Genomic DNA, 26355 nt, shown 5'->3' with positions numbered 1-26355 from the left:
GCACCCCAACTCGCGCCCCAGCCCAAGCCGAAAATCCAACAGCTGCCTATCAGCCGAATCCAAACGGGGCGGAACGGTGGCGGAACACGGTCAGACGTGCCGCGCGTAACCCGATTTTCCCTCGGCTGTGCTGGATACGCCACACAACCGAGGGAGATTCAGTCCGGAAATGCAGTCCGGTGCCCCTCGCGAGTGCACGTCGACGCTCGTGCCCCCTTTGCCTCCGGCTTCGGTTCCCGAAACTCCCCAACCTCTCCACCCTCTCGCCTTGCTTTGGTCAAACCGGACTGGAGTCGTGGGGACAGGGTCAGGGGTCGATACAGAGCGTTAATTTGCCGGCCGCCCATTTGCGGTTGACCTTGGACTGAAACGGGGACCGCCATGCAATCCACACTGAAAGACGCAGATCCGCACGATATTTTCGCGATTGAGCCGAGCTTCGCACCGGCACGTAAGGACGATGCCGCCGCACAGGACGGAAAGGCAGCGCCGGAGCAGCGCGAGCCGTGGTTCGGCCCGAGGCTCGCGCCCTCATCGGCGCCGCCGATTGCGTCCGTCGCCTCGGTGCCACCAGTCACGCCGGGAACAATGACGCCGGCACCGGCCGCGCCTGAGTACAGCGCCGCGAGCCATGACGGCAGACTGGACGACATCAGACTGGAGCGCGCGCCGCGCTCCACCAATAAATGGGCGATTCGCGCCTTCTGGTTCGTGTTCGCGATCGCCGGCGCCATGGGCACCGCGGCGTGGCAACACTACGGACATCGCGTCAAGCAGGTGGTGGCGGAGTACGCGCCCCAGGTCGAGGCCCTGACGTCGCTGCTGCCAGGCAGAGCCACTCCCGCTCCCGACCAGGCGAGCCCACCCGCGCAAGCGGCTGCCGCCGATCAGTCGGCTGCGGCCGCTCCGGCCGCTGCGCCACAGGACATCGCCACGGCCGCGCCCGCACCTGCCGCAGCACCGGCGGCCGCAGCGGTGCCAGTTGCGCCCGCCGCCCCGGCGGCAGCGCCAGCCGGAGCCGCACCCGACCAGACGCAGTTGCTGCAGTCGATGGCGCGCGATCTGGCGTCGATGGGACAGCAGATCGAGCAGCTCAAGACCAGCATCGATCAGCTCAAGGCCGGCCAGGATCAGTTGACACAGCGTGTCGCGAGGCCGACCGAAACCCGGGCCATCGAACCGCGGCCGGTCGCGCCGCGTCCGCGCGCCGCAATCACGCCGCCGCCGGCGGCGCCCCATGCGGCCGTTGCTCCGCCGCCGGTACGCCGGCCAGCCCAGGCCTACATCCCGCCGCCACCCCCGCCGGCGGCGGCGCCGCTGCCGGCGCCGGTTGCAGCCGCACCGCAGGCTGCGGCACCACGGCCGGTGCAACCGCAGCAACAGTCCAGCGTGGTTGATGCCGATGATGGCGGCCCTGTGGTTCGGCCGCCGATGCCGCTGCGCTGAAGGCCAGCCGGCGATTGAAAAGAACGGCGGCCGATCGCGATACGCGATCGGCCGCCACTCATCACACGATGCGAATTACGCGCTCTGTCCCGGCGGCAGCACGACCACGGTCGCACCCGGCTTGACCCGCTGGTAGAGATCAATCACGTCGGGATTGTTCATGCGGATGCAGCCCGACGAGATTGCCTGCCCGATATATTCGGGCTGGTTGGTGCCGTGGATGCGGTAGAGCGTGTCCTTGTTGCCCTGGTAGAGGTAGATGCCCCGGGCGCCAAGCGGGTTGGCCGGCCCGCCGGCGACACGCGCCGGATACGGCCCGAGCCGCTCCTGGATATCCTTGGTCGGAACCCAATCCGGCCATTCAGCGAGGCGGCCCACGGTGGCGACACCTGAGAACGCCATCGCCTCCTCGCCCACGGCGACGCCGTAGCGGATCGCCTTGCCGCCGGGCAGCACGTAATAGAGGTAGCGCTTGTCGGTATCGACCAGGATCGACCCCGGCTGCTCGCGGCGCGTGTAATCGACAATGTGGCGCTGGAACTGATCCGGGATCTTGGCGTCCGCATAGGGCGGATGCGCCAGCAACTGCCGATCGCGCGGCGTCATCGCGGCATCCGTCACGGGCGACAGCGTCGCCTGCATGCAGCCGCCAAGTGCAAGCGAACCCACCAGCACAGCAGCAAGCCCCAACTTCGACACGATCATTCTCCCCTGCGTTAACTTTTGCCAGATGCTGCCGAAATCGTGCTGAAATCGTGGCAGCGCCATCTGGAACACGGCTGTTTGATCGGTTCCTTTAGCGACTGTGTCCTGTGGGTTGCAGTCGGTTCCCTTGGGCGCTAGCGTAGTAAAAAACGTCCAAAACCTTCGGAGGAATTCCATGCGTTACGCTCTGCTGATCGGCGGCCTGATTGTCGCAGCAACCCCTGCCCACGCCGATCCGCGCGCGGCCTATGTCACGATGGTGCTGCAGGCCTTTGCCGCCAAAGTCGAGTGCCCCGGCACCGATCTGGTCTATCAGGACCTCGTGCAGCGGGCGCAGGACATGCACCTCCCCGACGGCACCACCGAGCAGGTGCGCAAGGCGATCGCCTATATGCACACCGGCGGCAAGATGGGCGAGAAGCAGCCCGACGACCTGATGACCGAAGTTGCGATCGCAACCCAGACCACCGACCTCGATCAGCGCCGCGCCGGCAGCATGACGACTTGGTGCCAAGACCAAAAGACGCGGCTTGCGGGCTACATCAGGACCAAGGAGTAACTTCGACTCTCAGTCGAGCTCCGGCGGCGCGAACCAGTTGGTCAGCGACAGACCGCCGTCGACCACGATCGATGCGCCGGTAACGTAGCCGGAGAGCTTGTGCGACAGCACGGCCAGCGCCATCGGCGCGAGATCGTCGGCCTGGCCAAGCCGCCCGAGCGGGATGTGCTTGGCGAGCGCCGGATCGGCGACGAAGCCGCCGGCTGCGATCGCGCCGGGCACCAGGGCGTTGACGCGGATGCCATAGCGGCCCCAGCTCTTGGCAAGCTCCTTCACCAGCATCGCCATACCGGCCTTCGCCGTCGAGTAATGCGGCAGGTTGCGGGGCGTGCCGGCATGCAGCGAGGTGAGTAGCAGGAACGAGCCCGGCGTCTTCGCCTCGATCAGCCTGCGCGCCAGTTCGCGCGACAGATGAAAGCCGGCATCGAGATTGACCGCGTGCATCTGCCGCCAGGTTTCTTGATCGACCGCCATCGCATGATCGGCCTCGCGCCGCGGCGGCGAAGCGCTGTGGACGAAATGCGTCACCTGCCCGAGCCTTGCTTGTGCATGCGCCAGCAGGGCGTCGCACGCCTCACGCTGCGCGAGATCGCCGATCCAGGGCACGGCAAGCTCGGGACGCGGGGCGGCCTTGATCGCGGCGAGAACCTTGTCCTCATGCAGATCGGCAAACACCGTGCGCACGCCTTCGCCGACCAGGGCCTGCGCGATGGCGCGGCCGATGCCGTTGCCCGCGCCGGTGACCAGGGCGGCTTCGCGCGCGGGATCGAAGGGTGACGTGAAGAGGCTCATGATCCCAAAACTCCCGGGCTGGCAGACCTGCGCTCAATATGGCGGCGCCTTGCGCGCCCGCTGCGCCTTGGCGGCTTCCATCCACCAGGCAAGATCGTCGGCAAAGCGTGGGAAGGCACGTTCGAGCGATTTGCCGCCCTCGCCGATCGGCTGGCCTTCGGCCGACAGGGTCTGCGCGATCGGCCCCGCGCTGATCGTGCTCGACACCACAACCATGCCCATCTCCGACAGCGTGCCGTGCCATGCGGTCGCGGCGCGCACCCCGGCGAACCGTCCGGCCGAATAGCTCGCGATCGCCGCGGGCCGCCAGAACCATTCCTCGAGGAAATGATCGGTCAGGTTCTTCAGCCCGGGCTGCATGCCCCAATTGTACTCGCCGGTGACGAACAGGAAGCCGTCGGCGTCGCGGATCTTTCCGGCGAGCGTTTCGAGCGCGGCCGGCGCCTGCCCCTTGGGATGTTCCTTGTACATCCGGTCGAGCATCGGCAGGCCGACCTCCTTGGCATCGATCAACTCGACATCGTCGCCGCGGGCGCGAAGGCCCTCGACGACGAAATGCGCCAGCCGGATGCCCATGCGATCCGAACGATAGGAGCCGTAGAAGACGAGAATGCGGTGGGTCATGATGGCGATCCTAGCACGGTGCGGCAACACCCGTCCCACAGCGGGGCGCGCAGATGTTAACCGGCATTCCGGCTCGTTTTCCCGGCATTAAGCAATTCGTCGCAGGCCCTTTGCCGCGGCCCAAAATCGCCAGATTTCTTTTCTGGATATGAGTTCGCTTCGAGAAGGAGAACCCGACATGCGGATTGCAGGGCTGGTTTTCGCAGGCTCGCTCGCCGCCATCGCTGCCATTGCAACACCAGCGCTGGCGAAGAGTGCCGAGCGGCAGAAAGCCGACGACAAATCCACCACCACGACTTCAGCCGGCTGCCAAGCCTATCAGCAGGCCGCCGACGGCACCTGGACCCAGCTGCCCTGCGGCGAAGCGGGCTCGGGCGGCGCGACCCAGCACCGCTCTGCGACCAAGGGCGGCGCTGACGACGACGAGCACTGAACGCCACGCACGGCGGGGCGGCGCCTTGAACCTTTCGACGATCGGACTTTAGCCCGGAGCGCCGCGGCTCGCGCATCGTAAACCCAAGCTTAATGCGCACAAGGTACGGTTGAGGCCTCCCCTCTCTCGTCCAGAATGGCGCGCATCCCATGAAAATCGGTACTCTCCTGACGGCCGCGATCGTCTCCCTATCCGCGGTCGGCGGCGGACTGGCGGCCTATGTCGCGGTGACCAAGTACCAGACCATGGACAAGATCTCGATCGCGCAGAGCCGGCTCGAGATCGTCCGCGCCGTCGGCGATATCCCGCGCTACATGAACCCCGAGCGCGGCTACGCCACCAATTTGCTGCTCGGCACCGCCACGATCGATCCGAAGCAGATCGCCGAACTCGACCGTCAGCGCCAGCTGACCGACGGTGCACTCGCCAAGGTCAACCAGGTGCGCGCCGCCTTGCCGGGATCGCTTGACGACGGCGAGGCGGTCGCGGGCGCGATCGATGCGCTGAAGCTGAAGTTTGCCGGGCTGCGCGACGCCATTGCGGCTGCAATCGCCGGCCCGGCCGATGCCCGCCGCGCGGCCGCCGGCAAGATCGTCGCCGACAATTCCGTGTTCAACGCCGGTGTCACCACGCTGCTCGACGAGCAGGTGCGCCGGCTCGCCGGCCTCGACGGCAATGCCTATCGCCAGGCCAGCTACGCCAACGTCGCCTGGACGCTGCGCGACATCGGCGGCCTCAACGCCAGCCTGCACAAGGCGCTGGTCGGCGCCAAGCGTGTGGCGACCGATCAGGAGAAGCTGGAACTCTACCGCTCGACCGGCCGCACCGAGCAGATCCTCTCGACGCTGCAGGAGTTGCGCAACAATCCGGCAACGCCTGTCAACGTCATGACGGCGCTCGGCAAGATGCAGGCCGATTACGTCGAGCGGTTCGGCAAGGCGCTGAAGTTCGCCAAGGAAGGCGCAGTGACCGGCAAGTACGAGCAGGACCTCGACACCTACTACCCCGAATCGCAAATCGGCCTCGCCGCCATCATCACCGTGCGCGACGCGTTCTACGAGAATGCCGAGCAGGGCCTTGCGAGCGCCTACTCGTCGGCGCGGTTCAGCTTCGTGATTGCGCTGGTCGGGCTGCTCGCGGTCATTGCGGTCAGCGCCGGCCTCATCGTCATGCTCGGCCGCCGCATCCTCAACCCGATCGCCGCCCTCACCGGCCGGATGTCACGTCTCGCCGCGGGCGACGTAGCCGAGGCTATCCCGGGCGCCGCACGCAACGACGAGATCGGCGCCATGGCCGCCGCCGTGCAGGTGTTCAAGGACAACAAGATCGAAGCCGATCGCCTCGCTGCCGAGAAGGAAGCCGAGAACGACGTCAAGATGCGCCGCGCCCGCGTGCTCGACGATCTGACCCGCGCCTTCGAAGCCAAGGTCACCGAACTGGTCGGCGGACTGTCGGCGGCATCCTCGGTGATGGAGGATACGGCGCAGTCGATGTCGGCGACCGCCGCCGCCACCAACCGCCAGGCCGCGGTCGTGGCGGCCGCATCGGATCAGACCTCGACCAACGTGCAGACGGTGGCGAGCGCGACCGAGGAACTGACCTCCTCGATCTCGGAGATCGCCCGCCAGGTCGCGACCTCGACCGAGATCGCGGCGCGCGCGGTCGACCATGCCCGCCGCACCGGCGACACCGCGCGTTCGCTGGCCGACGGCGCGCAGAAGATCGGCGACGTGGTGACGCTGATCCAGAGCATCGCGGCACAGACCAACCTGCTCGCGCTCAACGCCACCATCGAGGCGGCGCGCGCCGGCGAGGCCGGCCGCGGCTTTGCGGTGGTCGCCTCGGAGGTGAAATCGCTCGCCGGCCAGACCGCGAAGGCGACCACGGAGATTGCCGAACAGATCACCGCGATCCAGACCGCAAGCGACGAGACCGTCACCGCAATCAGGAGCGTCGTCGACGTCATTACCGAGATCGACCAGATCGGCACCGCGATCGCCGCCGCGATCGAGGAACAGGGCTCGGCAACGCAGGAGATCTCGCGCAGCGTTCAGGAAGCCGCGCGCGGCACCCAGGAGGTCAATTCCAACATCTCCGGCGTGCAGCGCGCCGCCGACGACACCGGCGCTGCGGCAACCCAGGTGCTGGGCGCGGCCGAACAGCTCTCGACGCAATCCAAGGACCTCGCCGGCCAGGTCAACCGCTTCCTCTCCGACGTGCGGGCGGCCTGAGACGGTGGCGGGGCACGGCCACGCCTGTCACGACTGAATAACCGTTAGCCGCCGCGCAGGCCGAGCACGCGACGCGCGATCGACTGGCGATGAACCTCGCTCGGGCCTTCGTAGACCCGCATCAGACGGGCCTTCTGCCAGAGCGCGTTGAGCGGCAATTCCAGCGTCACGCCGAGCGCGCCGAGCGTCTGCATGGCGTGGTCGCAGGCGTCATAGGCCATCTCGGTCGCGAACACCTTGATCATCGAGGCCTCGTGGCGGATGTCCTCACCGCGATCGGTCTTGTCGGCGGCCTCGCGCACCATCAGCCGGCAGGCATGCATCCGCGTGGAGATATCGGCGATCCACCACTGGATCGCCTGGCGCTCGGCGAGCTTGACGCCGAACGTCTCGCGTTGCTTGGCGTGCTCGCACATCATGTCGAGCGCGCGCTTGGTGATGCCGACGCAGGTCGATCCCATCTCGAGCCGCCGCGTGCGCAGGCGCAGCTGCATCGGCGCGTAACCCTTGCCGACCTCGCCCAGCACCGAGTCCTTCGGGATGCGGCAGTCCTCGAACACGATCTCGTAGGTCGAGCCGCCGCCGACCATCGGGATCTCGCGCTCGATGATGAATCCCGGCGTGCCCTTCTCGACGATGAAGGAGGTGATGCCGCCCTGGCGCTGGTCGCTGCCGACACGCGTCATCACGATGATGAAGTCGGCGGCGCGCGCGTTGCTGATCCAGATCTTGCGGCCGTTCAGCACCCACTCTTCGCCCTCGAGCGCCGCGCGCGTCTTCATCGCCGCGGGATCGCCGCCGGCGCCGGGCTCGGAGATCGCGATCGCCGATGCCATCCGGCCCTCGATATAGGGCTGCAGATATTTTTTCTTCTGCGCATCGGTGCCGACCGCTTGCAGCATGCGCAGGTTCGGCGAGTCCGGCGGCAGCACGAAGGGCACGCAGCTGCGGCCGAGCTCCTCGTGCACCGCAGCCATCGTGCGCGTCGGCAGGTCGTGGCCGCCGAGATCCTCGGGCGCATCGAGGCCCCAGAGCCCGAGCTCCTTCGAGACGTCGCGCAGCCGCTTGCGCTGTTCCGGCGTGAGCTCGGGATGATCGCTGCCGGGCAATTTCGATTTCAGATATTGCGGCTCGAGCGGGATCAGTTCGCGATCGACGAATCTCGCGACGGTCTCGCGGATCATGGCTGTCTGTTCATCGTCGCTCATCTGAGATTCCTCGCCTGCGCTGTTGTGCTTCAAAAAACCAGTAGCGCATTTTCGATCGGCACAAATAGCGGAAACGCGCGCTCGCACTCACGCTCGCGCGAGGGTTTCACGGCGCGGAATTCAATATCCCGCGGCGTGGTCAGCGCGTGCGTACTTGCGCGGGACGCGCGGGCGCGTCGAGCAACCGATCGCGCAGCACGAGATTGTTGGCAGCAAGGAAGCGATCGACGATCGGCGCCCAGATCGCCGTTCCATTCTCGTTGAATAGCATGTGACCATCGCTGCCGAATGCAGGCGTTCGAACCAGCGAGAGCTTGCCGCCGGCTTTCGCAAACGCGTCCGACAATCGCGTCACGAGTTTCGGCCCGAAGAAATGATCGTTGTCGGCGGACACCCACAGCAGCGGGATGCGCGAGGATTTGCCGAACTGCGCGAACGCGTCGACGAGTTCGTCCTCCTCGCAGACCGTATCGGGGCCAGTCGATCCGCGGCCCGGCGCGAACGCGATCGCAGCGGCCAGACCCGACGGCGCCATCGACGTCAACGCGACCGTGGCAAAGCCTCCCGCCGAGCGGCCGACGCTGATCCACTTGCCTTTGCTAACATACGCCTGGCCCGCCATGAATTTCGCGGCAGCTGCAACGTCGCTGGCGCCGGCGCGGCCGGCCTTCGCATAGTCCGGGTCAGAGCACCCTCCGTAATTCTCGGCCCATCCACCCTGCGAGGCGCCGTAGCCGCGGCGCAGGAACGCCACCGCAACCCAGCCGCGCCGCGCGAACTCCGCAGCCTGAGCCCACATCCCGTAAGGGCTCATCGCCGGACGGTCGCTCGCCGAACGCGGTGAGCCGTGATTGAGCAGGATGAGCGGATGCGGCTGCCCGTCATCCGGCCGCAGCACGATTGCGTCGAGCAGCGCGACGGACGGCCCTGCCCCTCCTGCATTCGGCACCGGGATCTTGAGCGCATCGAGACGTATGCCCTCCGCTCGCCCGGAGCCAAGGGCCGAGATAAAGACGACCAGCGCCAGGACAACCGCGCCGGTGATGCTGCGGGTCCGCACGGTCATATCCCTCTATTCGGCAAAGCCGACGTAGCGGACAAAATCGCTGTTGGCCTCGCGGTCCGACCGCACCGCATTGGCGGCAAAGCCGTCGTCGGGATAGCCCATCGCGACGCAGGTCATGATCACCTGGTCCTCCGGGATGTCGGCAACCTCGCGCACGATGTCCGAGCGCATGATGCCCTGGCCGTTGATCACGCTGCCGAGACCGCGATCCCAGGCCGCCAGCACGATGCCGTAGCAGAGCGCGCCGAGGTCGAAATGGCAGACCGCACCGGGATCGAGGACCCGGTCGTAGGCAAGGACCAGCGAGACCGGGGCGTCGAACTGGCGGAAGCCGCGCAGCACCCAATCCTGCCGCATCGGCTTGTCGTCGCGGGCAATCCCCATCGCCCCGAACAGCTTCTTGGCGATGTCGACCTGGCGACCGCGGTGCACGCCCTGGTACTCGCCATGGCTGACGATGTCGCGCTTGGCTTTGGCGCCGGCGATCATCTCCTCCATATTGCGGCGGCGCACTTCCTCCAGCGGCGCCCCGGTCAGGACATGGACGTGCCAGGGCTGGGTGTTCATCGAGGACGGCGCGCGCTTGGCCACCTCGATGATCTCCTCGACGGTCGCCCGGGACACCGGCTGCTTCTTGAACCCGCGCACGCTTTTGCGTGTCTGTACCAGCGTCTCGAATTCCATTCCGGGCGTCCCCCATGTTGTCCCGCGCTGCACGCGGAATTTCCTTGCTCTGATCGGGGCATTTTACCGACAAAATCGGCTGTGGGAACTTGATCGGGCCAAGAATCCGATATCCAATCCGGCCACTGGTTTGGTTTAGGGAGAACCCAGATGAAGCGGATTTTCTTGGCGGCCGTGATCGCGACCTTTGCCGCCGGTTCGGCATTTGCACAGGACGCCTCCTGCGAGACGAAGGCGGTCGGCAAGGACGGCAAGCCGCTGGCCGGCGCGGCCAAGACCTCGTTCATGAAGAAGTGCACGACCGATACCTGCGAGACCAAGGCGGTCGGCTCCGACGGCAAGAAGCTCGCCGGCGCGGCCAAAAACTCGTTCATGAAGAAGTGCCAGAGCGGCGCCTGAGCCCCTCGCCGGCGCTTCCCCGCCAGCTTCGATCGGGTCAAGACCATCGGGTCGCGCCGGGCGCGGCCCGAACGCCTATTGACGGGTGGATCACCTGAGGCGCTCAGAACGAGACGCCGACCCGCACACCTCTGCTCCAGACCCGCCGGCAACGCTTCTTGGTGTTGCCATGAAACATTTCGAAACGTTCGGGCAGCTGGATCGGCTTCTGAAACTCCAGGCAGGCCCCTCCGGCAGAGTAGTCCACCAGCCGGCATTCGATCAGCGGCGCCTTCGGTTCGAGCTGCAGCTTGACCACGCTGGACACGCATCCTGTCGGACGAACACGCGCAAATCTCCGGGGATGCATCACCGCCGCCTCTGGTGGAATCGTACCAATAGCCTCTTCGGCGGCCGTTAAGATTCCGTTCAGATCGACGGTTAGGATTCGTATCTGCCAGGGGCCGAATCGGCGCGCACGGCGCCCGGACGGCGCGAGGCGGCCAGCGTCTCCGATGGCGCTTCCCCGAACTGCGACCGATAGCTGCGCGAAAAATCGCTCAGATGCCAAAATCCGTAGGCCAGCGCGCAGGCCTTGACGCTGTGCGCACCGGCGAGAAGTTGCTGGCGCACCAGCCAGAGCCGGCGCAACCGCAGATAGCGATGCAGGCTGACGCCCCGGTAGCGCTGGATGGCGTCGTGCAGCGTGCGCACCGACACGCCGATCTGCCTGGCGAGTTCGCCACTGTAGATCGGGTGAGCCACGTCGCCGGCCAGAATGGCACGCGCGTCGTTGAAGACCTTGAACTGGCGCGTCGTGTTGGCCCGCGTCGCCCACTTCGCCGGCACGATCTCGGCGAAGGCGTTGTCGATCGCCGCAAGCAGCGTTTCCTTGATCGACGCGCCGGTAGCGAACTGGTGATCATCGGCCGGCTGCGACGTCACGAGCAGGATTTGCCGCACCACGTCACGCAGCCGATCCTGCGCGCGTTGAGATATTTCGTGAATGCTGAAATGGAGACCCGGTTGCGGCCAACCGCGGTCGACCATCTCGGGCGTGAACATCACCGAGACATATTGGCGGGGCGTCTCCTCCACCGACGTATAGAACGCGCCGCCGCCGCCAAGCACGATCACCGCACGATCGCGCTCGACGCCGTTGAAGCGCATCGGAACACCGTCATCCATCGTGAAGCCGACCGCCGTGGTGTGCCGCGCAAGCTGCGCGTCGACGATGCGCGGAAAGGACTGGGTGTAGTTGAGCTCGCATCCCGGCAAACTCAGGATGATCTGCTCGGCCGAAATCTTCCGCGCGAGTGGCGTGAAATCAACATCCAGGTCTCGGATCGAACTCCGGAATGCATCGACATCGTCAAAACGAAAGACTCTCGGCACCAGCAATGGCGCCGTCAAATGACTGCTCCTGTGAAAGGGTCTCGACAATGTTCGCGCGGCGCAGCGCAAAACGCGCCAGCCTCATTGATAATTTCCATGCACAAAATGCGAATCGTCCAATGAACTCAATCAGGAAAAATGCAGTCCGCTCCTCGAACCGGACAATCTGGCAAAGCAGCGCTGCTGCCGATTTTCGATAGTGTTTGCCGGGATATCCACCACCAGGATCGATCCTCCCATCAATTTCTATACCCCTATTAAAGATTCGGGGAGCAGATTGGTTGTGGGGACGACGAAGTTCCCCATCGCGGAACATTTTAGGTACCGCAATGACAGCCATTGCCTCGCCCGACCTTATTGCCGAACTCGACCATGTCCTGAAGGCCGGCTCACCGGACCGCCGGACCCGCATGCTGCGGGAAGTGGCCGGGCTTTTTATCGAGGACGCCCACCGGCTCAACGAACATCACGTCGGGCTGTTCGACGACATCCTGGTCCGCCTGACCGAGAGCGTCGAGCTCCGGACTTTGACCACGCTCAGCCGCTCCCTTGCCGACCTGCGTCTGGTGCCGCGGGAACTGGCACGGCGGCTCGCCAATCATGACGACGCCGATGTCGCCGCGCCTATCCTGCGCAAATGCGACTGCATTCCGAATGCCGACCTGATCGACATCGCCTGGATGCGGGCCGAAGGACATCTCTGCGCGATCGCGGGACGCAAGGCCGTCAACCAGGAGCTCACGGACATTCTGCTGATGCGCGGCGACGGCAGCGTCCTGCGCGCCCTGGCCGAAAATCCCGGCGCGGAACTGACCAGCGCTGGCTTTGCCATGATGGTCGATGCCGCCGAACGCGACGACGGCATCGCGGACGCATTGATATCGCGCGCCGACCTGCCGCACCGTGTGCTTGCCGATCTCGTCATGCGGTCCACGCCGCGTCAGCAGGCCCGGCTGCTCAAGCGCGCACGTCCCGACATTCAGGACGCGATCCGAGCCGCCATCGATTCCGGCGCAGCCCGCGCCTCCGCAAAACCACCAGCCACGATCGACTATGCGGAGGCGCGGGCCACGGTGATGGCCCTGAACAAGTCCGGACTGCTGAACGATTCCAGCGTCAACCGTTTCGCGATCAGGCAAGAGGTCCGCAACGTCGTGGCGGCGCTGGCGCAGCTCGCGAGCGTTCCGATCGAGACCATCGCGCCGCTGATGGAGGCCGCCGACAGCAACGGGCTCGTCATCGCCTGCCGCGCGTCGCGACTGAACTGGAACACGACGGCCGCCATCGTCAGCTACCGAAAGGCCGGACTGACGGTCGCGCCGGATCAGCTGGAGCGCGCTCGGCAGATGTTCGAAGGGCTGCCGCTGTCGAACGCGCAGCGCATGATCCGGTTCGGTTCGCTCAGCGAGCTGACTACGAAGCCCTCCAAGGCAGTGTGAGTGGTGTAATGACCTATGGTGACCGCAGGGCGGAGCGCGTCAGGCTCGAGACCCGCTATCCCGTCAATCTCATGGGTGTCGACGGCACATGGCGACGGAGCTGCATCCTGCTCGACGTCTCGCAGAGTGGCGCCCGGCTCGAGGTCGACGGAACGCTTGATGTGCTGAAGGCCCAGGAGTTCTTCCTGGTTTTGTCCTCGCGGGGACTGGCCTTCCGCCGCTGCGAGCTGGTCCGTGTCGACGGCACCGAGATCGGCGTGAGATTCATCGAAGAGAAAAAGCGAAAGGGACGCCCGGTCATTCCGAAATGAGGATGGCGGCTCCCGGACTGAAAGGAAGTTGACGACATGCCGAGAGCGACAAACATCGTGGTATCGACCGTGTCAGCCGCACCGTTACGCGGGACCATCGAATTCGACTGCGCCGGCACCGTCGCGACGTTCGAGATCAATGAGGAGCTCGCGCATCGCCTCTGCACCGAGCTTGAACGGTTTCTGACCCAGGTTCCGCGCCGGACTCAGGTGACGCGGCTCGGGTAACGCCGCCCTTTCGCCAAAAGACCGCCTGCCTCGATGCCGATTCATATTGTTGCCGATACGCCGTCCAGACTGTCCGATGTCCGCGGACTTCTGGGACAAACATTTGAGATCACCTCAGAACTGCTTACCGCTGCGCGGCTCCGGGGCGGCGATGTCGAGGCATTGGTCGTGAGCGCCGACCTGCGGCTCGTCGACAACATCGCTGCATTGAAAGCGATCTCCAGCAGACTAAAGCGGATCCCGAGGCGCATCTTCATCGTCGATCAGCGTACGCGCCTTGCAATGGTCCAGGCCTATGCGCTCGGCGCGACGGATGCTCTCTTCCGTCCGGTCAAGCCATCGCAGCTTCTGGCAAGGCTTGTCGATATCGAAGCGCCATCGATCGTTCCGGACGATCTGTCACCGACCAGTATTGAAGCGGAATCCGCTGGCGCCGCCAGCATTGCCGCAATGTTTTCGGCCGTGATGAACGGTGCGGCGATCGATGTTGCCGATGTCAGGCACGCCGGAGCGGGAATCGCCGACAGCATCGCTGAAAATGGGCTTTCCGACTGGTTGGCGACCGTCCGCCGCCACCACGAAGGCACCTACCAGCACTGCCTGCTGGTCACCGGCCTCGCGGTCGATTTCGGCATGAGCCTCGGCATGAGCAAGCCTGACATCGAGCGTCTCTATTCTGCGGCGATGTTCCACGACATCGGCAAGGCGACGATTCCCCTCACCGTTCTCGACAAGCCGGGTCGGCTCGACGACGCCGAGCGCGCGCTGATCCAGACCCATCCCGCCTTGGGCCATGACGCGCTGAAGGACACGCCGGGTATCTCCGCGGAAGTTCTCGACGCGGTGCGGCACCATCACGAATATCTCGACGGCAGCGGCTATCCCGACGGGCTGTGCTCCGAAAGTATTCCGGACATCGTCCGCATCCTGACTATCTCCGACATCTTCGCGGCGCTGATCGAACAACGGACCTACAAGCCGACGATGCCGCGGGACAAAGCCTATGAGCTCTTGCTCGACATGAAGGGCAAGCTCGAACGACCGCTGGTTGTGGCCTTCAGGGACGTCGCGCTCAACCGCTGACCGGCCCGTGCCGTCTGGAGCATTTTCGGTTCTGATTAGAATCAGAACCGAAGCTCCAGATTATTGCTTTGACGCGTTTTCTTCACGCGAACCTTCGCTCGAAACGCTCTACTCCCGCTTGAAGCGATAGTCGAAGCGGTCGCCGTCCGCGGTGATCAGGCCGACCGTCGGGGCCGGGAAATGGATCGGCAGGATCAGCGTGTCGGTCCCGGCCACGGAGCCAAAGAATTTTCGCCGCGAGATCGCCGATTGCTTCGGATCCCAATCGGGCTTTGCCGACCATTCCGGCTCGCGGCACTGGATCGCATGATGCATCAGATCGCCGGCGACCACGGCGCGCTGCCCCTTCGAGAAGATGTTGATACAGCAATGGCAGGGCGAATGACCCGGCGTCGGCGTCAGCGTCACGGTGTCGTCGAGCGCATAGTCGTCGTCGACCAGCAGCGCCTGCCCGGCCTTGACGATCGGCAGGCAATTGTCGCGAAACACCGTGCCGGGCGGATTGGCGCCCTTGACGTTCTCGGCCTCCCAGGCCGCATACTCACCCTTGTGGAAGACGTATTTCGCGTTCGGGAAGGTCGGTACCCAGCGCCCGTCGCGCAGCGTGGTGTTCCAGCCGGTGTGGTCGATATGCAGATGGGTGCAGAACACGTAGTCGATCTGCTCGTAGGAGATCCCGAGTGCGAACAGCTCGTTGCGCCAGCGCCCCTTGCCCGGGAAGTCGAACGGCGGCGGGTGCCCCTTGTCCTCACCGGTGCAAGTGTCGACCAGGATGGTGTAGCGCGGCGTCCGCACCACGAAAGTCTGGTAGGTGATCACCATCATGCCCCGCGCGGCATCGAAGACTTCCGGCTCCATCGTCTTCAGGTGATGCTTGAACACGGCATCGTCATAGGTCGGGAAGAAATCCTGCGGCCGTCGCCACGGTCCTTCGCGCTCGATCACCGCGTCGATCGTGATGTCGCCGATCCTGATCCGTTTCATGCTGTTTCGCTCCCGCTTTTTTTTGCGAAGGGTAGCGGGCGGCCCCTCGCCTCACAAGCCGAGCACCGCGTAGCGTGCCATGCGGCTTTGCATTGCTGGAGGCAGTCATGCCGTAATTCATCCGAAAATGTTGCTCATGCTGTAGGAATGACCCATCGCGCGATTCAGATTGCCCTCCTGATGCTCACGACATTGCCGACAGCGGCGGTGGCCGCGCCCGACACCGTTTTCTTTCCGAGCGCCGACGGCAAGACCGAGATCGTCGGCTATCTGTTTCGGCCACAAACGCCGGGCCCGCACCCCGCGATCGTGCTGCTGCACGGCCGCGGCGGCCCCTATTCGATCAACGTCAACAAGGACTGCACCCTGGTGTCGCGCACAGCTCCGTCCGCGGCCTGCAATGCCGGCAGCCTCTCCAAGCGGCACGCGATGTGGGGGCAGTATTGGGCCGACCACGGCTACGTCGCGCTGTTGCCGGACAGCTTTGGGCCGCGCGGCAAGGCCCATGGCTTCGGCCGCTTCACGCATGACGACCCTGATCGCGCCGACGTCAACGAAAAGACCGTGCGGCCGCTCGACGCCGAGGGCGCGCTAAGCTGGCTGCGCAGCCAGAAGGATGTCCGGGAGAACCGCATCTTCCTGCAGGGATGGTCGAACGGCGGCAGCACCGCGCTGAACGTCATGCAGCGCCAGGGTACGGCGACGTCGGGCTATCGCGCGGCGCTGGCGTTCTATCCTGGCTGCGGGCCGGCCGCCCTGCTGGCGCAGACGCTCAAGTCAGCCGCGCCGATCACCATGCTGCTCGGATCCGACGACGAGGAGGTGTCGCCCGAGCGGTGCCAGGAGGTCGCGCAGCGTTCTCTCGCCGCCAGCAGCAAGATCGACGTCGTGCTCTATCCCGGCGCGACCCACGACTTCGACGATCCCGGCCAACGCCGGCAATCGAATCCCGCCAACAACGCAGCGCTGAAGGACGCGATGATCAGGGCCATTGCAGCAGTCAACGGCTTGAAGGATTAGGCCGCCCAGCCACGCGCCGTTGCATTTCTTGCGCGCTTGGCTCGCCGCAAACCGCAGTCTTCAGACGGCGTCCTTAGCGACCTTGAGAGGTGACGCCTTGACTGACTTGCTGGCTGGCTTCGCTGCAAATTCCATCGGCTCTTTCGTAAAAGGATTTACGCCGCTGCGAGCTTCTGTGGCAGGCTTATGCACGACGGACATTTTCACAAAGCCAGGAATGACAAACTCACCGGATTCGTTCAGCTCTCTATAGCCAACAGTCGCCATGTGCTCGATGACGGTCCTTACGTCGTTCTTCGCGATCTGCGTGCTTTCGGCAATCGCGTCGATCAATTGATTCTTCGTCATCTTCGCCATGCTGAAATCCTCTGAATTGGGGGGGGCGCGCGAGCTACGATGTAAGTCTGTCTAGAATGTGGTAAGACCACGCAGCGCGTTTCTCGTTCATGCCAACGGTCATGAAGTCACCGGGCTTAAAACCTATCGAGGCCTAAAACGCAAGCAAGCGGATCGCGAATCCTTCGATAGCGCAACAATCTGCAGTGCACATTTCCCGACCCGGTTAGCGGCTTGATTCCCACGCGCGAACTTGCTGAACAAGGCGATCGCCGTGGTCGACGGAATTTAAGAGCTAGTACCTCGCAGCAGACAGCAATCACTCTCGCCTTGCCCGCCCGCCGTGATAGATACCACTCCGTGCGAGTTGCCGGATCAAGGACAGTCATATGGATCAATCGACGCCGCCCCGCCCCAAGCTTGCCGAAACCGTCATCGAGCCGACGGTCAGGCTGCGCGAGGTCAAGGTTGGGCGTTGCTGCGAAGTTCTCGGCGACAGCTCGCTCGAATACACCGAGCTCGGAGACTATTCCTACGTCGCCGGCGGCTGCATCGTCGCCGACGCGCAGATCGGCCGCTTCTGCGCGATCGCGGCGCAGGTCCGGATCGGCGCGCCCAATCATCCGCTCGAGCGCCCTTCCCAGCACCGCTTCACCTATTGCCCTGAATATTACACGGCCTCCGCCGAACGGGATCGTGACTTCTTCAGGAATCGGCGCGCGGATCGCGTCGTGATCGGAAACGATGTCTGGATCGGCCATGGCGTGATCGTGCTGCCCGGCGTCACCGTCGGAGACGGCGCGGTGCTCGCCGCCGGCGCGGTCGTCTCGCGCGATGTCGCCCCCTACACCATCGTCGGCGGCGTGCCGGCCCGGCCGATCAAGGAGCGGTTCAACCGCAAGATCGCGGCCGAGCTGTCGCAGATCGCCTGGTGGAACTGGCCGGCTGAGACCATCTGGGAGCGCCTACCGGAATTCCAGTCAGGCGACGTCGAGGCGTTTTGCGCGCGGTGGAGAGCTTGAACTAACTCCGCAACCCCGGTGCTTCGTGCCCGGTGCGCGCGACATATTCCGTGTAGCCGCCACCGAACTGATGGATGCCCTCCGGCGTCAACTCCAGCACGCGATTGGAGAGTGCGGCGAGAAAATGCCGGTCGTGGGAGACGAACAGCATCGTGCCCTCGAACTCGGAGAGCGCGTTGATCAGCATCTCCTTGGTGGCGAGATCGAGATGGTTGGTCGGCTCGTCCAGCACCAGGAAGTTCGGCGGATCGAACAGCATTTGCGCCATCACCAGCCGCGCCTTCTCGCCGCCCGAGAGCACCCGGCACTTCTTCTCGACATCGTCGCCCGAGAACCCGAAGCAGCCGGCGAGCGCGCGCAAGGAGCCCTGGCCGGCCTGCGGAAACGCGTCCTCCAGCGACTGGAACACGGTGCGCTCGCCATCGAGCAGGTCCATCGCGTGCTGCGCGAAATAGCCCATCTTGACGCTGCCGCCGACCGCGACCGCGCCGTCATCGGGCTCGGTTGACCCGGCAACCAGTTTCAGCAGCGTCGACTTGCCGGCGCCGTTGATGCCCATCACGCACCAGCGCTCGCGGCGGCGGATCATGAAGTCGAGCCCGTCATAGATCCGCTTGCTGCCATAGGCCTTGTGGACGTTCTTCAGGCTGACGACATCCTCGCCCGAGCGGGGCGCCGGCTGGAAATCGAACGCCACCGTCTGCCGCCGCCGCGGCGGCTCGACCCGCTCGATCTTGTCGAGCTTCTTGACCCGGCTCTGCACCTGGGCAGCGTGGGAGGCGCGCGCCTTGAAGCGCTCGATGAACTTGATCTCCTTGGCGAGCATCGCCTGCTGCCGCTCGAACTGCGCCTGCTGCTGCTTGTCGGAGAGCGCGCGCTGCTGTTCGTAGAATTCGTAGTTGCCGGAATAGCTGGTGAGCTGGCCGCCGTCGATCTCGACCACCTTGTTGATGATGCGGTTGATGAACTCGCGGTCATGCGAGGTCATCAGCAGCGCGCCCTCATAACCTTTCAGGAACTGCTCGAGCCAGATCAGGCTCTCGAGATCGAGATGGTTGCTCGGCTCGTCGAGCAGCATGACGTCGGGACGCATCAAAAGAATACGCGCAAGCGCGACGCGCATTTTCCAGCCGCCGGAGAGCTTGCCGACGTCGCCGTCCATCATCTCCTGGCTGAAGCCCAGGCCCGAAAGCGCCTCGCGCGCGCGGCCGTCGAGCGCGTAGCCGTCGAGCTCCTCGAACTGATGCTGCACCTCGCCATAGCGCGCGATGATGTCGTCCATCTCACTGGCCTTGTCGGGGTCGGCCATCGCGGCCTCGAGTTCCCTGAGCTCGGCTGCCACCACGCTGACGGGCCCCGCCCCGTCCATCACCTCGGCGACGGCGCTGCGGCCGGACATCTCGCCGACATCCTGGCTGAAATAGCCGATCGAAATGCCACGATCGAGAGAGACCTGGCCCTCATCGGGGACCTCCTGACCCGAGATCATTCGGAACAGCGAGGTCTTGCCGGAGCCGTTCGGCCCGACAAGGCCGATCTTCTCGCCCTTCTGGAGCGCCGCGGAGGCTTCGATGAAGAGGATCTGGTGGCCGACTTGCTTGGAAACGTTATCGAGGCGGATCATGCTTACTGCTGGGAACTGAGGGTTTGCGGCCTCTTATTCGATCTGGGGCGTGGGTGGAAGCCCATTCCGGGCGTTTCCCGCGTCGCTCCACGCATGCCACGATCATGGCCAATCGATTATGACAGAAAGTCCTTCGGCGACCGGTTTTGGGGCATCATATGCAAGTCTGGTTTCTCTCTCTGCTCGCGCTCGGCGCCGGCATCTGCGTGGCCGTTCAGCAGGTCCTGAACGGCAATCTCCGCGCCGCCCTCAATTCGCCGGCCTGGGCCGGGCTCGTCAGCTATCTCGGCGGTCTCGTGACGATGGCAGTCGTGGTGGTCGCGACGCGCGAGCCGGTGCCGTCCTGGAAGCTGGTGTCGGCCGTGCCCTGGTGGGCCTGGAGCGGCGGCGTCCTCGGCGGCGTCTTTATCCTGTTGATGATCCTGCTGCTGCCTTCGCTCGGCGCAGCAACCCTGCTGGCGCTGGTGGTCGCGGGTCAGATGGTCGCCGGCATCGCGATGGACCATTTTGGCGTGTTCGGACTGGCGCAGCATCCGGTGTCGTTTTCACGGCTGGCCGGCATCGCGCTGATCATCGGCGGCGTGCTTCTGATCAAGGACTGAGGAGACGGCCGGGCGCTCTCTTTGAGCATGATCTCTTCGGAAAACCGCTTCGCACTTTTCCGGATCATGCTTTAGGCGCGTCGCATCAGCCGCAGTTCGGCTGCCAGCCGAAGGCTGCGCTTGCCGGCCAGCGCGATGCCTTCGAGCTCGGCGCCCTCCTCGCGACACGACCCGGCAAAGCCGATGCCGACCTCATAACCGCCGAACACCGGGTATTCGCCCTTCGCCGGCGTGTGCTCCTGGTTGACGATCTCGCCCCGCCAGCGGCCGTCCGCCGACGTATGTGAGCCGAGATAGTAGAAGAACGCATCGCCACCGAGGATACGGCCATCCATCAGCAGCATGACCCCGGAGAGGCCGGCGTCGACACCGTCGAGTGCGCGGAGCTGGATGGAGTAGAGCCCGTTGACGATGCCGCCCGGTCCGACCGCCCCGCGCGGCGGCAACGCCTCATCGTCGAGCGGCGCCAAATTCGCCCAGAACACGCCGTCCGGCATGGCGTCCGCCTTGCCCTCGAGCAGGATGGTCGAGCCCTCGGTGCGGCCGCGCACCTTGATGACGGTGACATCGGCGCCCATCAGCGGCTTGAAGTGCGGATCGTCATTGTGACGCTCGGTGATCACCTCGGCTGATATCTCGCTTCCCGTCACCTGATAGCTACCGAGATGGGCGAAGGCTGAATTGCCGCCCATCATCTTGCCGTTGTGCAAGCACATGATGCTGCGGCCGAACGCCCCGTTGATGCCGTACTCGACCTTGTAAAGTCCGTTCAGCACGCAAAAATCCAATAAATAAAATTGATTCTATTCGCCACATAGCACCGGGCCAAAGGCCACACCATTGGGTCTTTTGGCGCAGGCAAGCCCGCAATGTCCGGGTGTGGACACCAGCCGATTCGTCGCTTAGCTGTAGGCGTCCGCCCGCGTCGTGCCGCGTCACGCGGGATCTACCTCCAGTTCATTGTGTCCAAGCATTTGCGCATTCCGCCAATGGTCGCGCGGCCGCCCTCGGCATTGGCTGGAGGCATCGAGGAGCATCACATGACCCATCGCCTTCGCCTGGCCGCCGCCCTGGCACTGCTGCTCGGCAGCGGCGGCGCGGCCCTGGCCCAGACGCTGCCCGACTACATGGGACCGATCTCGGGCAAGACCACGTCCACGCCGGCCGATGTCGCGACCAAGGATGTGCTGGCGCTCAACACCGGCATGTTCGAGCTCTATGGCGATGCGGCGCGGATCTTCCAGAAGAACATCCTCGACAAACACCCGGTGATCCTCGGCCTGTTCTCCGGTTCCGGCGGGCGCCTGATCGTCTACCGGTCGGGCAAGCCGCCGACCGAGGCGCCGCAGGTGCCGATCGTCTATCAGCTGCTCAAATCGGTCGGCCACAGCACGATGGCGTTGGCCGAGGTGGTCGGCCCCTATGTCAACAATCCCGATGACAAGGCGTGGCGCGGATCGATGCAGGCCTATCGCAGCCGGATGCAGTCGGCGCTCGACGGGCTCGACGCGACGCCGATGCAGGCCGACTGGCGCGACAACAACCGCACCATCCTGCAGAACAACATCGCCTTCATGGATGATTGCCTGTCCGCCGGAGCCATCCCATTCGCCAAGCTCGAGGCGTTCGGCAAGAAGCAGGCACCCTACCTCGCCAGGAACGTCGCCTGGGCCGCGCAGACCCAGGTCGCGCACTGGATGACGGTGATGGCCGACTGGAAGACCCAGCTCGGCGCCGACTGGGACAAGACCTATGGTGCGAGCAACACGATCTATGTGGCGCGGCAGAACAACGTGATCTTCAGCGTGCTGGCGCAGTTCTTCGGGCCTGATGCCATCAACAGCCGCCTGATGCTGATCGAGACGATCTCCTTCACCACGACGCCGTCGGACATGCTGGAGTCGCTGACCCGGATCATCGCAGACCGCTCGGTCGGCGCGCTGTTCTTCGGCAGCTACCATTTGATGGACTACGGATTGATGGGCGGCGACGCGCGCGAGGCGATCATCGCGGAGACCAAGAAGCGCGGCATGACGACGTTCCTGCCACCCCTGGTGCCGTTCGGTTCCAAGCAATGGCCGACCCTGATCACGCCGGGTCCGGGACCTGCGACGATCGCCGACCTCAAGTGAGGCCGCGACTACGACCTATTGCGGCGTTGCGATTGCGCACGCTTTGCCGCAATACTTTTGCGTGTACCGCGCCAATTGATAAACCCCGGCGCGACACGCCGACGAAGCGTTGATGAGAGATCAGACCATGCGGCCCTCGCGACGCGAATTCGTGAAGTGGTTGTCGGCCGGCGGCATCTCGGTCAGCCTGTCGCATCTGGCGCTCGCCAAGGAACCGGCCTTCGCGAGCCGCGAGACGCTTCCCGGGCGCGGCCATTTCAACCCGGCGGCGAAGGCCGCCGGCCGCGTCGACGGCGTGGCCAAGGTCACCGGCGCCAAGCTCTATGCCTCCGACTTTCGTGCCGCCGACATGCCAGGTTGGCCCGCGACCACCTCGCACGCCATCCTGGTCCGCGCCGATGACGCGACGCATGTCTATGCCGGCATGGACCTCGCCCGCCTCGACGGCCCGCTGAAGCCGTCGGTTGTCGTGACCGCGGCCGATCTCGACCGCATCGGCACGCGGGTGCCGGAGTTCTACACCGGCGACCTGTTCTGCCCGGTCGGCAAGACGCCGCTCTATCTCGGTCAGCCGGTCGCGCTGTTGATCTTCGAGCGGTTCGATGCCTTCGACCGGGCGCGCCTCGCGCTGCGCGACGGTGGCTTCGTCAGGTTCGGCGACGAGACCGGGCCGGTCGTCATCCCGAATTACGGCGCCTATCGCTTCACGCGCGTGGCCAGCGTCACCCCTGACGCGCCCGACGTCTACTCGCCGATCCAGGCCGGCTGGGTTTCGCCGAGCCGTATCCAGAACGCGGCGCTGCCGGTCTGGCTGCCGCTCGCCAAGGAGACCAAGGCCGACTACGCCAAGGCCGCAACCCATGGCGAAGCAATCCGCGCCCAGCTTGCCAAGGACGATCCGTCGCAGCTCGTGCTCGACCGCGAGTTCGAGACCCAGTCGGTCGATCCGATGTTCCTGGAACCGGAGAGCGGGCTCGCTTGGTACAGCGACAACAGCGGCAATCTCGAACTGGTGCTCGGCGTGCAGTCGCCCTATGAGGCGACCGAGTCGATCGCCTTCATGCTCGGCAAGGCCCGTCCGCCCTTCCGGCCGTCGCACATCAACGCGCAGTTCGCCCATGTCGGCGGCGGCTTCGGCGGCCGCGACCACACCCCGTTCGTGCTGTACGTGGCGCTGGCGGCGATGTTCTTCCCGGGACGGCCGGTGCGGCTGGCGCACGACCGCTACCAGCAGTTTCAGGGCGGCATCAAACGTCATCCGATCAAGATGCGCTCGCGGATCGGCATCGATCGCACCAGCGGCAAGATCACCGCGTTCGCCGCCGACCATGTGCTCGACGGCGGCGGGCTCGCCAACTTCTCCGCCAACGTCGCGACCGTCGCCGCCACCGCGGCGATCGGCATCTACGACATCCCGAAGGTGGACGTCACCACCGTGGCGCTGCATTCGCGCGGGGTGACCGCAGGCTCGATGCGCGGCTACGGCACGCTGCAGACCATGACCGCGCTCGAAGTCCTGATCGACGAGGCCGCGAGCGAGCTCAAGGTCGATCCGATCGCGTTCCGCCGCAACAACGCGCTGAAGCAGAACGGCCGGACCATGACCGGCAACCCCTACATCGTTTCGGTGCGCACGCCTGACATCCTCGACAAGCTCGAGAAGCATCCGATCTGGCAGCAGCGCGCGCAATTCAAGCAAACCGCATCCGAGGGACGGTTGATCGGCACCGGCGTCGCCTGCGTCACCAAGGACTACGGCGCGGGCGCGGATTGCTCGCTCGGCCGCGTCGAAATCGATCCCGAGGGACGAATCGCGATCTTCTGCGATCATGTCGAGATGGGCAACGGCATCGGCACCGCGCTTGCCAACCGGGTCGCGGGCCATCTCGGCGCCGTCGCCGACGAGGTCGCCGTCTCCCGGGTCGACAGCTACGACGCGCTCGGGCTCGTCACCTCGGGCGATCCCTACACGATGGATCAGAAGACCCAGGATCTCGCCGAGAAGAACCCGCGCTGGGTGCCCGCGATCAGTTCAGCGACCAGCGCCTCGATCGGCGCCCATGTCGGCACGCACTCGTCGGCCGAGGCCGCCCGCATCATCTTCCGCTTCGGCCTGTGGCCGGCGGCGCTCGAGCTCTGGCAGATCGGCAAGGCCGATCCGCGCGTCCGGCAATGGGACAAAGCGCGCTGGCGGGACGGGCAACTCGTGCTCGGCGAGCTCGCGCCGCTGCCATTGCCAAAGCTTGCGGCGACCGCGCATGCGCGCGGCTTCGTCACCGGCGCGGTGGCGCACAGCTTCTCGCGCTGGGCTTGGTCGCGCGCGCGCTTCCCGTTGTTCGGCGAGCAGTACCGCGCCGAGATCGACGCGCTGGCGATCCGCCGTGGCCGCAGCGCATTCGAACGGATCGACCGCGTCAGCGTGAAGTTCCCGCCGACCGACAACAACCGGATCGGCACCGCCTATACCTCGATGTGCGGCACGCTGGTGCGCGTCGAGATCGAGCGCGCGACCGGGAGCTTGCGCATCGCCAAGGCCTACAGCGTGTTCGAGTGCGGCCAGGCGCTGGTGCCCGAAGTGGTGCTCGGCCAGTCGCATGGCGGCTTCGCCATGGGCGTCGGCTACGCGCTGCTCGAAACCCTGCCGCCGTTCGAAGGCGGCCCCGGCAACGGGCAGTGGAATCTCGGCCAGTATTTGATCGCGCGCGGCTCCGACCTGCCGCTGCACGATCTCGAGATCGAGATGCTGCCGCCGCTGACGCCGGACGAAGCGCCCAAGGGCATGGCCGAGGTGGTGATGATCCCGATCGTGCCGGCGCTGCTCAACGCCATCAACGACGCCACCGGCCACCGCTTCCGCTCATTGCCCGTGACCTCGAGCCTGCTCAAGGGAGCGCTTGCGTGACGACGCTCAACCTCACCATCAACGGCCAGAAGCATGGACCGATCGAGGTCCGCGACGATCTCTCGATGAACGATTTCCTGCGGGAAATGCTCGGCATGACCGGCACCAAGTTCGGCTGCGGCGTCGCGCAATGCCTGAGCTGCGCCGTCATCATCGATAATCCCGACGGCACCAGCTACACCAGCCCGACCTGCGTGGTGCCGGCGGCGAATTTCGACGGCAAGGCGATCCGCACCGTCGAGGGCCACGCCAAAGACGGCGAGCTCTCGGCGCTGCAGCGGGCCTTCATCGACCACTTCGCGTTCCAGTGCGGCTACTGCACGGCCGGCTTCCTCAATGAGGGCCAGGTTCTACTCGAACGGCTGGCGAAGACGCCGGTGGCGCGGGACCAACTCGAAACCGTCATTGCGGACGCGCTCGACGGCCATCTGTGCCGCTGCACCGGCTACATCAAGTATCATCAGGCGGTGCGCGACGTGATCCTCGCCGATTCCAAACGCTATCTGACCGCCAACAAGTGAGCCCGCGCGCGATGACATCGGACACGCGGTTTCGGATCATGGCGATGCTGACGGCGCTCGCGACCAGCCTGTGCGCCGGCTACGCGGCATCGGAGAGCGCAAGCCATGCCCTCGCCTCACCGGAAAGCTTTGCCGGAATCGGGAATGTCGAGCAGCACTCCGCGGCGATCTTCACCGAGCTCGGCAGGGTCCTGACCCATCCGCGCTGCACCAACTGCCATCCCGCCGGCGACAGCCCGCGGCAAGGCGACATCAGCCGCATGCACCAGCCGCCGGTCACGCGCGGCGCCGACGGCCACGGCGTCGAGACGATGCGCTGCTCGATCTGCCACCAGCACGCCAATTTCGAGCCCGGGCGCGTGCCGGGCCACCCGGAATGGCACCTCGCGCCGCGCGAGATGGCGTGGGCCGGCAAGACGGTCGGCGAGATCTGCGCGCAGATCAGGGATCCCGCGCGCAATGGCGGCCGCAAGGTCGAGGAGCTGATCGATCATATCGGCAAGGACACGCTGGTGGGTTGGGCCTGGCATCCCGGCTTCGGCCGCTCACCCGCACCGGGCACGCAGGCGCAGGCCGGCGCGTTGGTCGAGGCCTGGGTGAAGACCGGCGCGGCCTGCCCGCCGCCGTGAT

The 26355-nt window shown here is 65.3% G+C and carries 29 protein-coding genes; 16 read left to right on the top strand and 13 right to left on the bottom strand.

Features of this window, described 5'->3' with window-relative positions; all coding sequences use genetic code 11:
• Positions 1-381: 381 nt before the first annotated feature.
• Positions 382-1446 carry a hypothetical protein gene (locus tag WDM24_RS18380; protein ID WP_338832010.1) on the top strand — a complete coding sequence of 355 codons (1065 nt, stop codon included), beginning with the start codon at positions 382-384 and terminating at the stop codon, positions 1444-1446.
• A gap of 75 nt (positions 1447-1521) precedes the next feature.
• On the opposite strand, the gene WDM24_RS18375 is transcribed toward WDM24_RS18380, so the two are convergent.
• On the bottom strand, positions 1522-2151 hold the full coding sequence (locus WDM24_RS18375; protein ID WP_224741651.1) for a L,D-transpeptidase: 630 nt from the start codon (positions 2149-2151) through the stop codon (positions 1522-1524).
• Positions 2152-2326: 175 nt separating this feature from the next.
• Here WDM24_RS18375 and WDM24_RS18370 point away from each other — a divergent pair, with 175 nt between their 5' ends.
• Positions 2327-2710: a hypothetical protein gene (locus WDM24_RS18370; RefSeq protein WP_029082214.1), complete on the top strand. Its 384-nt coding sequence runs from the start codon at positions 2327-2329 to the stop codon at positions 2708-2710.
• Between the two features lie 9 nt (positions 2711-2719).
• Here WDM24_RS18370 and WDM24_RS18365 read toward each other — a convergent pair whose 3' ends face one another.
• Both WDM24_RS18365 and WDM24_RS18360 read right to left on the bottom strand, forming a co-directional pair.
• On the bottom strand, positions 2720-3502 hold the full coding sequence (locus tag WDM24_RS18365; protein ID WP_338832009.1) for an SDR family oxidoreductase: 783 nt from the start codon (positions 3500-3502) through the stop codon (positions 2720-2722).
• A 33-nt stretch (positions 3503-3535) separates the two neighbouring features.
• Positions 3536-4126, bottom strand: coding sequence for an NAD(P)H-dependent oxidoreductase (locus tag WDM24_RS18360; protein WP_338832008.1), 591 nt, complete (start codon positions 4124-4126; stop codon positions 3536-3538).
• 178 nt (positions 4127-4304) lie between these two features.
• Between WDM24_RS18360 and WDM24_RS18355 the strand changes: the two genes are divergently transcribed.
• Together WDM24_RS18355 and WDM24_RS18350 are read left to right on the top strand one after the other, a co-directional pair.
• A complete protein-coding gene (locus tag WDM24_RS18355) occupies positions 4305-4559 on the top strand; it encodes a hypothetical protein (RefSeq protein ID WP_338832007.1) in 255 nt (84 codons plus the stop codon).
• Between the two features lie 149 nt (positions 4560-4708).
• Entirely contained in the window at positions 4709-6790 is a 2082-nt protein-coding gene (locus tag WDM24_RS18350) for a HAMP domain-containing methyl-accepting chemotaxis protein (protein WP_338700382.1), read from the top strand.
• 44 nt (positions 6791-6834) lie between these two features.
• Here the strand turns inward: WDM24_RS18350 and WDM24_RS18345 are convergent, their stop codons facing one another.
• The 3 genes from WDM24_RS18345 to WDM24_RS18335 all read right to left on the bottom strand — a co-directional run bounded on the left by WDM24_RS18345 (position 6835) and on the right by WDM24_RS18335 (position 9748).
• The gene (locus WDM24_RS18345) at positions 6835-7998 is read right to left on the bottom strand and encodes an acyl-CoA dehydrogenase family protein (RefSeq protein WP_338832006.1); all 1164 of its coding nucleotides are present in this window, start codon (positions 7996-7998) and stop codon (positions 6835-6837) included.
• A 139-nt stretch (positions 7999-8137) separates the two neighbouring features.
• On the bottom strand, positions 8138-9058 hold the full coding sequence (locus tag WDM24_RS18340; protein WP_338832005.1) for an alpha/beta hydrolase family protein: 921 nt from the start codon (positions 9056-9058) through the stop codon (positions 8138-8140).
• Between the two features lie 12 nt (positions 9059-9070).
• Positions 9071-9748 (bottom strand): nitroreductase, encoded by a 678-nt coding sequence (locus WDM24_RS18335; RefSeq protein WP_166294805.1) that lies wholly within the window; start codon positions 9746-9748, stop codon positions 9071-9073.
• Positions 9749-9898: 150 nt separating this feature from the next.
• Here WDM24_RS18335 and WDM24_RS18330 point away from each other — a divergent pair, with 150 nt between their 5' ends.
• Complete coding sequence (locus WDM24_RS18330) at positions 9899-10147, top strand: hypothetical protein (RefSeq protein ID WP_029082223.1); 249 nt, start codon at positions 9899-9901, stop codon at positions 10145-10147.
• Positions 10148-10250: 103 nt separating this feature from the next.
• On the opposite strand, the gene WDM24_RS18325 is transcribed toward WDM24_RS18330, so the two are convergent.
• From WDM24_RS18325 to WDM24_RS18315, 3 genes are all read right to left on the bottom strand, one after another.
• Positions 10251-10496, bottom strand: a complete 246-nt coding sequence (locus tag WDM24_RS18325; protein WP_165123412.1) for a PilZ domain-containing protein — start codon at positions 10494-10496, stop codon at positions 10251-10253.
• 71 nt (positions 10497-10567) lie between these two features.
• Positions 10568-11539, bottom strand: a complete 972-nt coding sequence (locus tag WDM24_RS18320) for a helix-turn-helix domain-containing protein (RefSeq protein WP_338832004.1) — start codon at positions 11537-11539, stop codon at positions 10568-10570.
• Positions 11499-11861 carry a hypothetical protein gene (locus WDM24_RS18315; RefSeq protein ID WP_338832003.1) on the bottom strand — a complete coding sequence of 121 codons (363 nt, stop codon included), beginning with the start codon at positions 11859-11861 and terminating at the stop codon, positions 11499-11501. Before WDM24_RS18315 ends, WDM24_RS18320 begins: the two co-directional genes overlap by 41 nt.
• On the opposite strand from WDM24_RS18315, the gene WDM24_RS18310 reads away from it, so the two are divergent.
• The 4 genes from WDM24_RS18310 to WDM24_RS18295 are packed head-to-tail and all read left to right on the top strand — an operon-like array spanning position 11851 to position 14582.
• A complete protein-coding gene (locus WDM24_RS18310) occupies positions 11851-12960 on the top strand; it encodes a DUF2336 domain-containing protein (protein WP_338832002.1) in 1110 nt (369 codons plus the stop codon). The genes WDM24_RS18315 and WDM24_RS18310 overlap by 11 nt on opposite strands.
• 8 nt (positions 12961-12968) lie before the next feature.
• Positions 12969-13271: a PilZ domain-containing protein gene (locus WDM24_RS18305; RefSeq protein ID WP_166204601.1), complete on the top strand. Its 303-nt coding sequence runs from the start codon at positions 12969-12971 to the stop codon at positions 13269-13271.
• Between the two features lie 36 nt (positions 13272-13307).
• Positions 13308-13499 carry a hypothetical protein gene (locus WDM24_RS18300; protein WP_338832001.1) on the top strand — a complete coding sequence of 64 codons (192 nt, stop codon included), beginning with the start codon at positions 13308-13310 and terminating at the stop codon, positions 13497-13499.
• A 33-nt stretch (positions 13500-13532) separates the two neighbouring features.
• On the top strand, positions 13533-14582 hold the full coding sequence (locus WDM24_RS18295) for an HD domain-containing phosphohydrolase (RefSeq protein ID WP_338832000.1): 1050 nt from the start codon (positions 13533-13535) through the stop codon (positions 14580-14582).
• Positions 14583-14690: 108 nt separating this feature from the next.
• On the opposite strand, the gene WDM24_RS18290 is transcribed toward WDM24_RS18295, so the two are convergent.
• Complete coding sequence (locus WDM24_RS18290) at positions 14691-15566, bottom strand: MBL fold metallo-hydrolase (protein ID WP_338831999.1); 876 nt, start codon at positions 15564-15566, stop codon at positions 14691-14693.
• Positions 15567-15713: 147 nt separating this feature from the next.
• Here WDM24_RS18290 and WDM24_RS18285 point away from each other — a divergent pair, with 147 nt between their 5' ends.
• Complete coding sequence (locus WDM24_RS18285; protein WP_338831998.1) at positions 15714-16586, top strand: dienelactone hydrolase family protein; 873 nt, start codon at positions 15714-15716, stop codon at positions 16584-16586.
• 60 nt (positions 16587-16646) lie between these two features.
• On the opposite strand, the gene WDM24_RS18280 is transcribed toward WDM24_RS18285, so the two are convergent.
• Positions 16647-16943 carry an HU family DNA-binding protein gene (locus WDM24_RS18280; protein WP_338831997.1) on the bottom strand — a complete coding sequence of 99 codons (297 nt, stop codon included), beginning with the start codon at positions 16941-16943 and terminating at the stop codon, positions 16647-16649.
• Positions 16944-17311: 368 nt separating this feature from the next.
• Here WDM24_RS18280 and WDM24_RS18275 point away from each other — a divergent pair, with 368 nt between their 5' ends.
• On the top strand, positions 17312-17944 hold the full coding sequence (locus WDM24_RS18275) for a DapH/DapD/GlmU-related protein (protein ID WP_338831996.1): 633 nt from the start codon (positions 17312-17314) through the stop codon (positions 17942-17944).
• Between the two features lies 1 nt (position 17945).
• Here WDM24_RS18275 and WDM24_RS18270 read toward each other — a convergent pair whose 3' ends face one another.
• On the bottom strand, positions 17946-19568 hold the full coding sequence (locus tag WDM24_RS18270) for an ABC-F family ATP-binding cassette domain-containing protein (protein WP_166294790.1): 1623 nt from the start codon (positions 19566-19568) through the stop codon (positions 17946-17948).
• A 158-nt stretch (positions 19569-19726) separates the two neighbouring features.
• Between WDM24_RS18270 and WDM24_RS18265 the strand changes: the two genes are divergently transcribed.
• Positions 19727-20170 (top strand): DMT family transporter, encoded by a 444-nt coding sequence (locus WDM24_RS18265; RefSeq protein ID WP_338831995.1) that lies wholly within the window; start codon positions 19727-19729, stop codon positions 20168-20170.
• Positions 20171-20241: 71 nt separating this feature from the next.
• Here the strand turns inward: WDM24_RS18265 and WDM24_RS18260 are convergent, their stop codons facing one another.
• Positions 20242-20946, bottom strand: a complete 705-nt coding sequence (locus WDM24_RS18260) for a GrlR family regulatory protein (protein ID WP_338831994.1) — start codon at positions 20944-20946, stop codon at positions 20242-20244.
• A 264-nt stretch (positions 20947-21210) separates the two neighbouring features.
• On the opposite strand from WDM24_RS18260, the gene WDM24_RS18255 reads away from it, so the two are divergent.
• The 4 genes from WDM24_RS18255 (at position 21211) to WDM24_RS18240 (ending at position 26354) form a co-directional block, all read left to right on the top strand.
• Positions 21211-22302 carry a hypothetical protein gene (locus WDM24_RS18255; protein ID WP_338831993.1) on the top strand — a complete coding sequence of 364 codons (1092 nt, stop codon included), beginning with the start codon at positions 21211-21213 and terminating at the stop codon, positions 22300-22302.
• A 127-nt stretch (positions 22303-22429) separates the two neighbouring features.
• A complete protein-coding gene (locus WDM24_RS18250; RefSeq protein WP_338832403.1) occupies positions 22430-25204 on the top strand; it encodes a xanthine dehydrogenase family protein molybdopterin-binding subunit in 2775 nt (924 codons plus the stop codon).
• The gene (locus tag WDM24_RS18245) at positions 25201-25725 is read left to right on the top strand and encodes a (2Fe-2S)-binding protein (RefSeq protein ID WP_338831992.1); all 525 of its coding nucleotides are present in this window, start codon (positions 25201-25203) and stop codon (positions 25723-25725) included. The genes WDM24_RS18250 and WDM24_RS18245 overlap by 4 nt, the downstream gene beginning before the upstream one ends.
• Before the next feature lie 11 nt (positions 25726-25736).
• A complete protein-coding gene (locus WDM24_RS18240; protein WP_338831991.1) occupies positions 25737-26354 on the top strand; it encodes an Isoquinoline 1-oxidoreductase subunit in 618 nt (205 codons plus the stop codon).
• Position 26355: the final 1 nt, after the last annotated feature.

The sequence above is a fragment of the Bradyrhizobium sp. 27S5 genome (assembly GCF_037217225.1).
GTDB classification, from domain to species: Bacteria; Pseudomonadota; Alphaproteobacteria; order Rhizobiales; family Xanthobacteraceae; genus Bradyrhizobium; species Bradyrhizobium septentrionale.
Note: the sequence above shows the minus strand (reverse complement) of the source record. Positions and strands in the feature narration are given on the sequence as shown.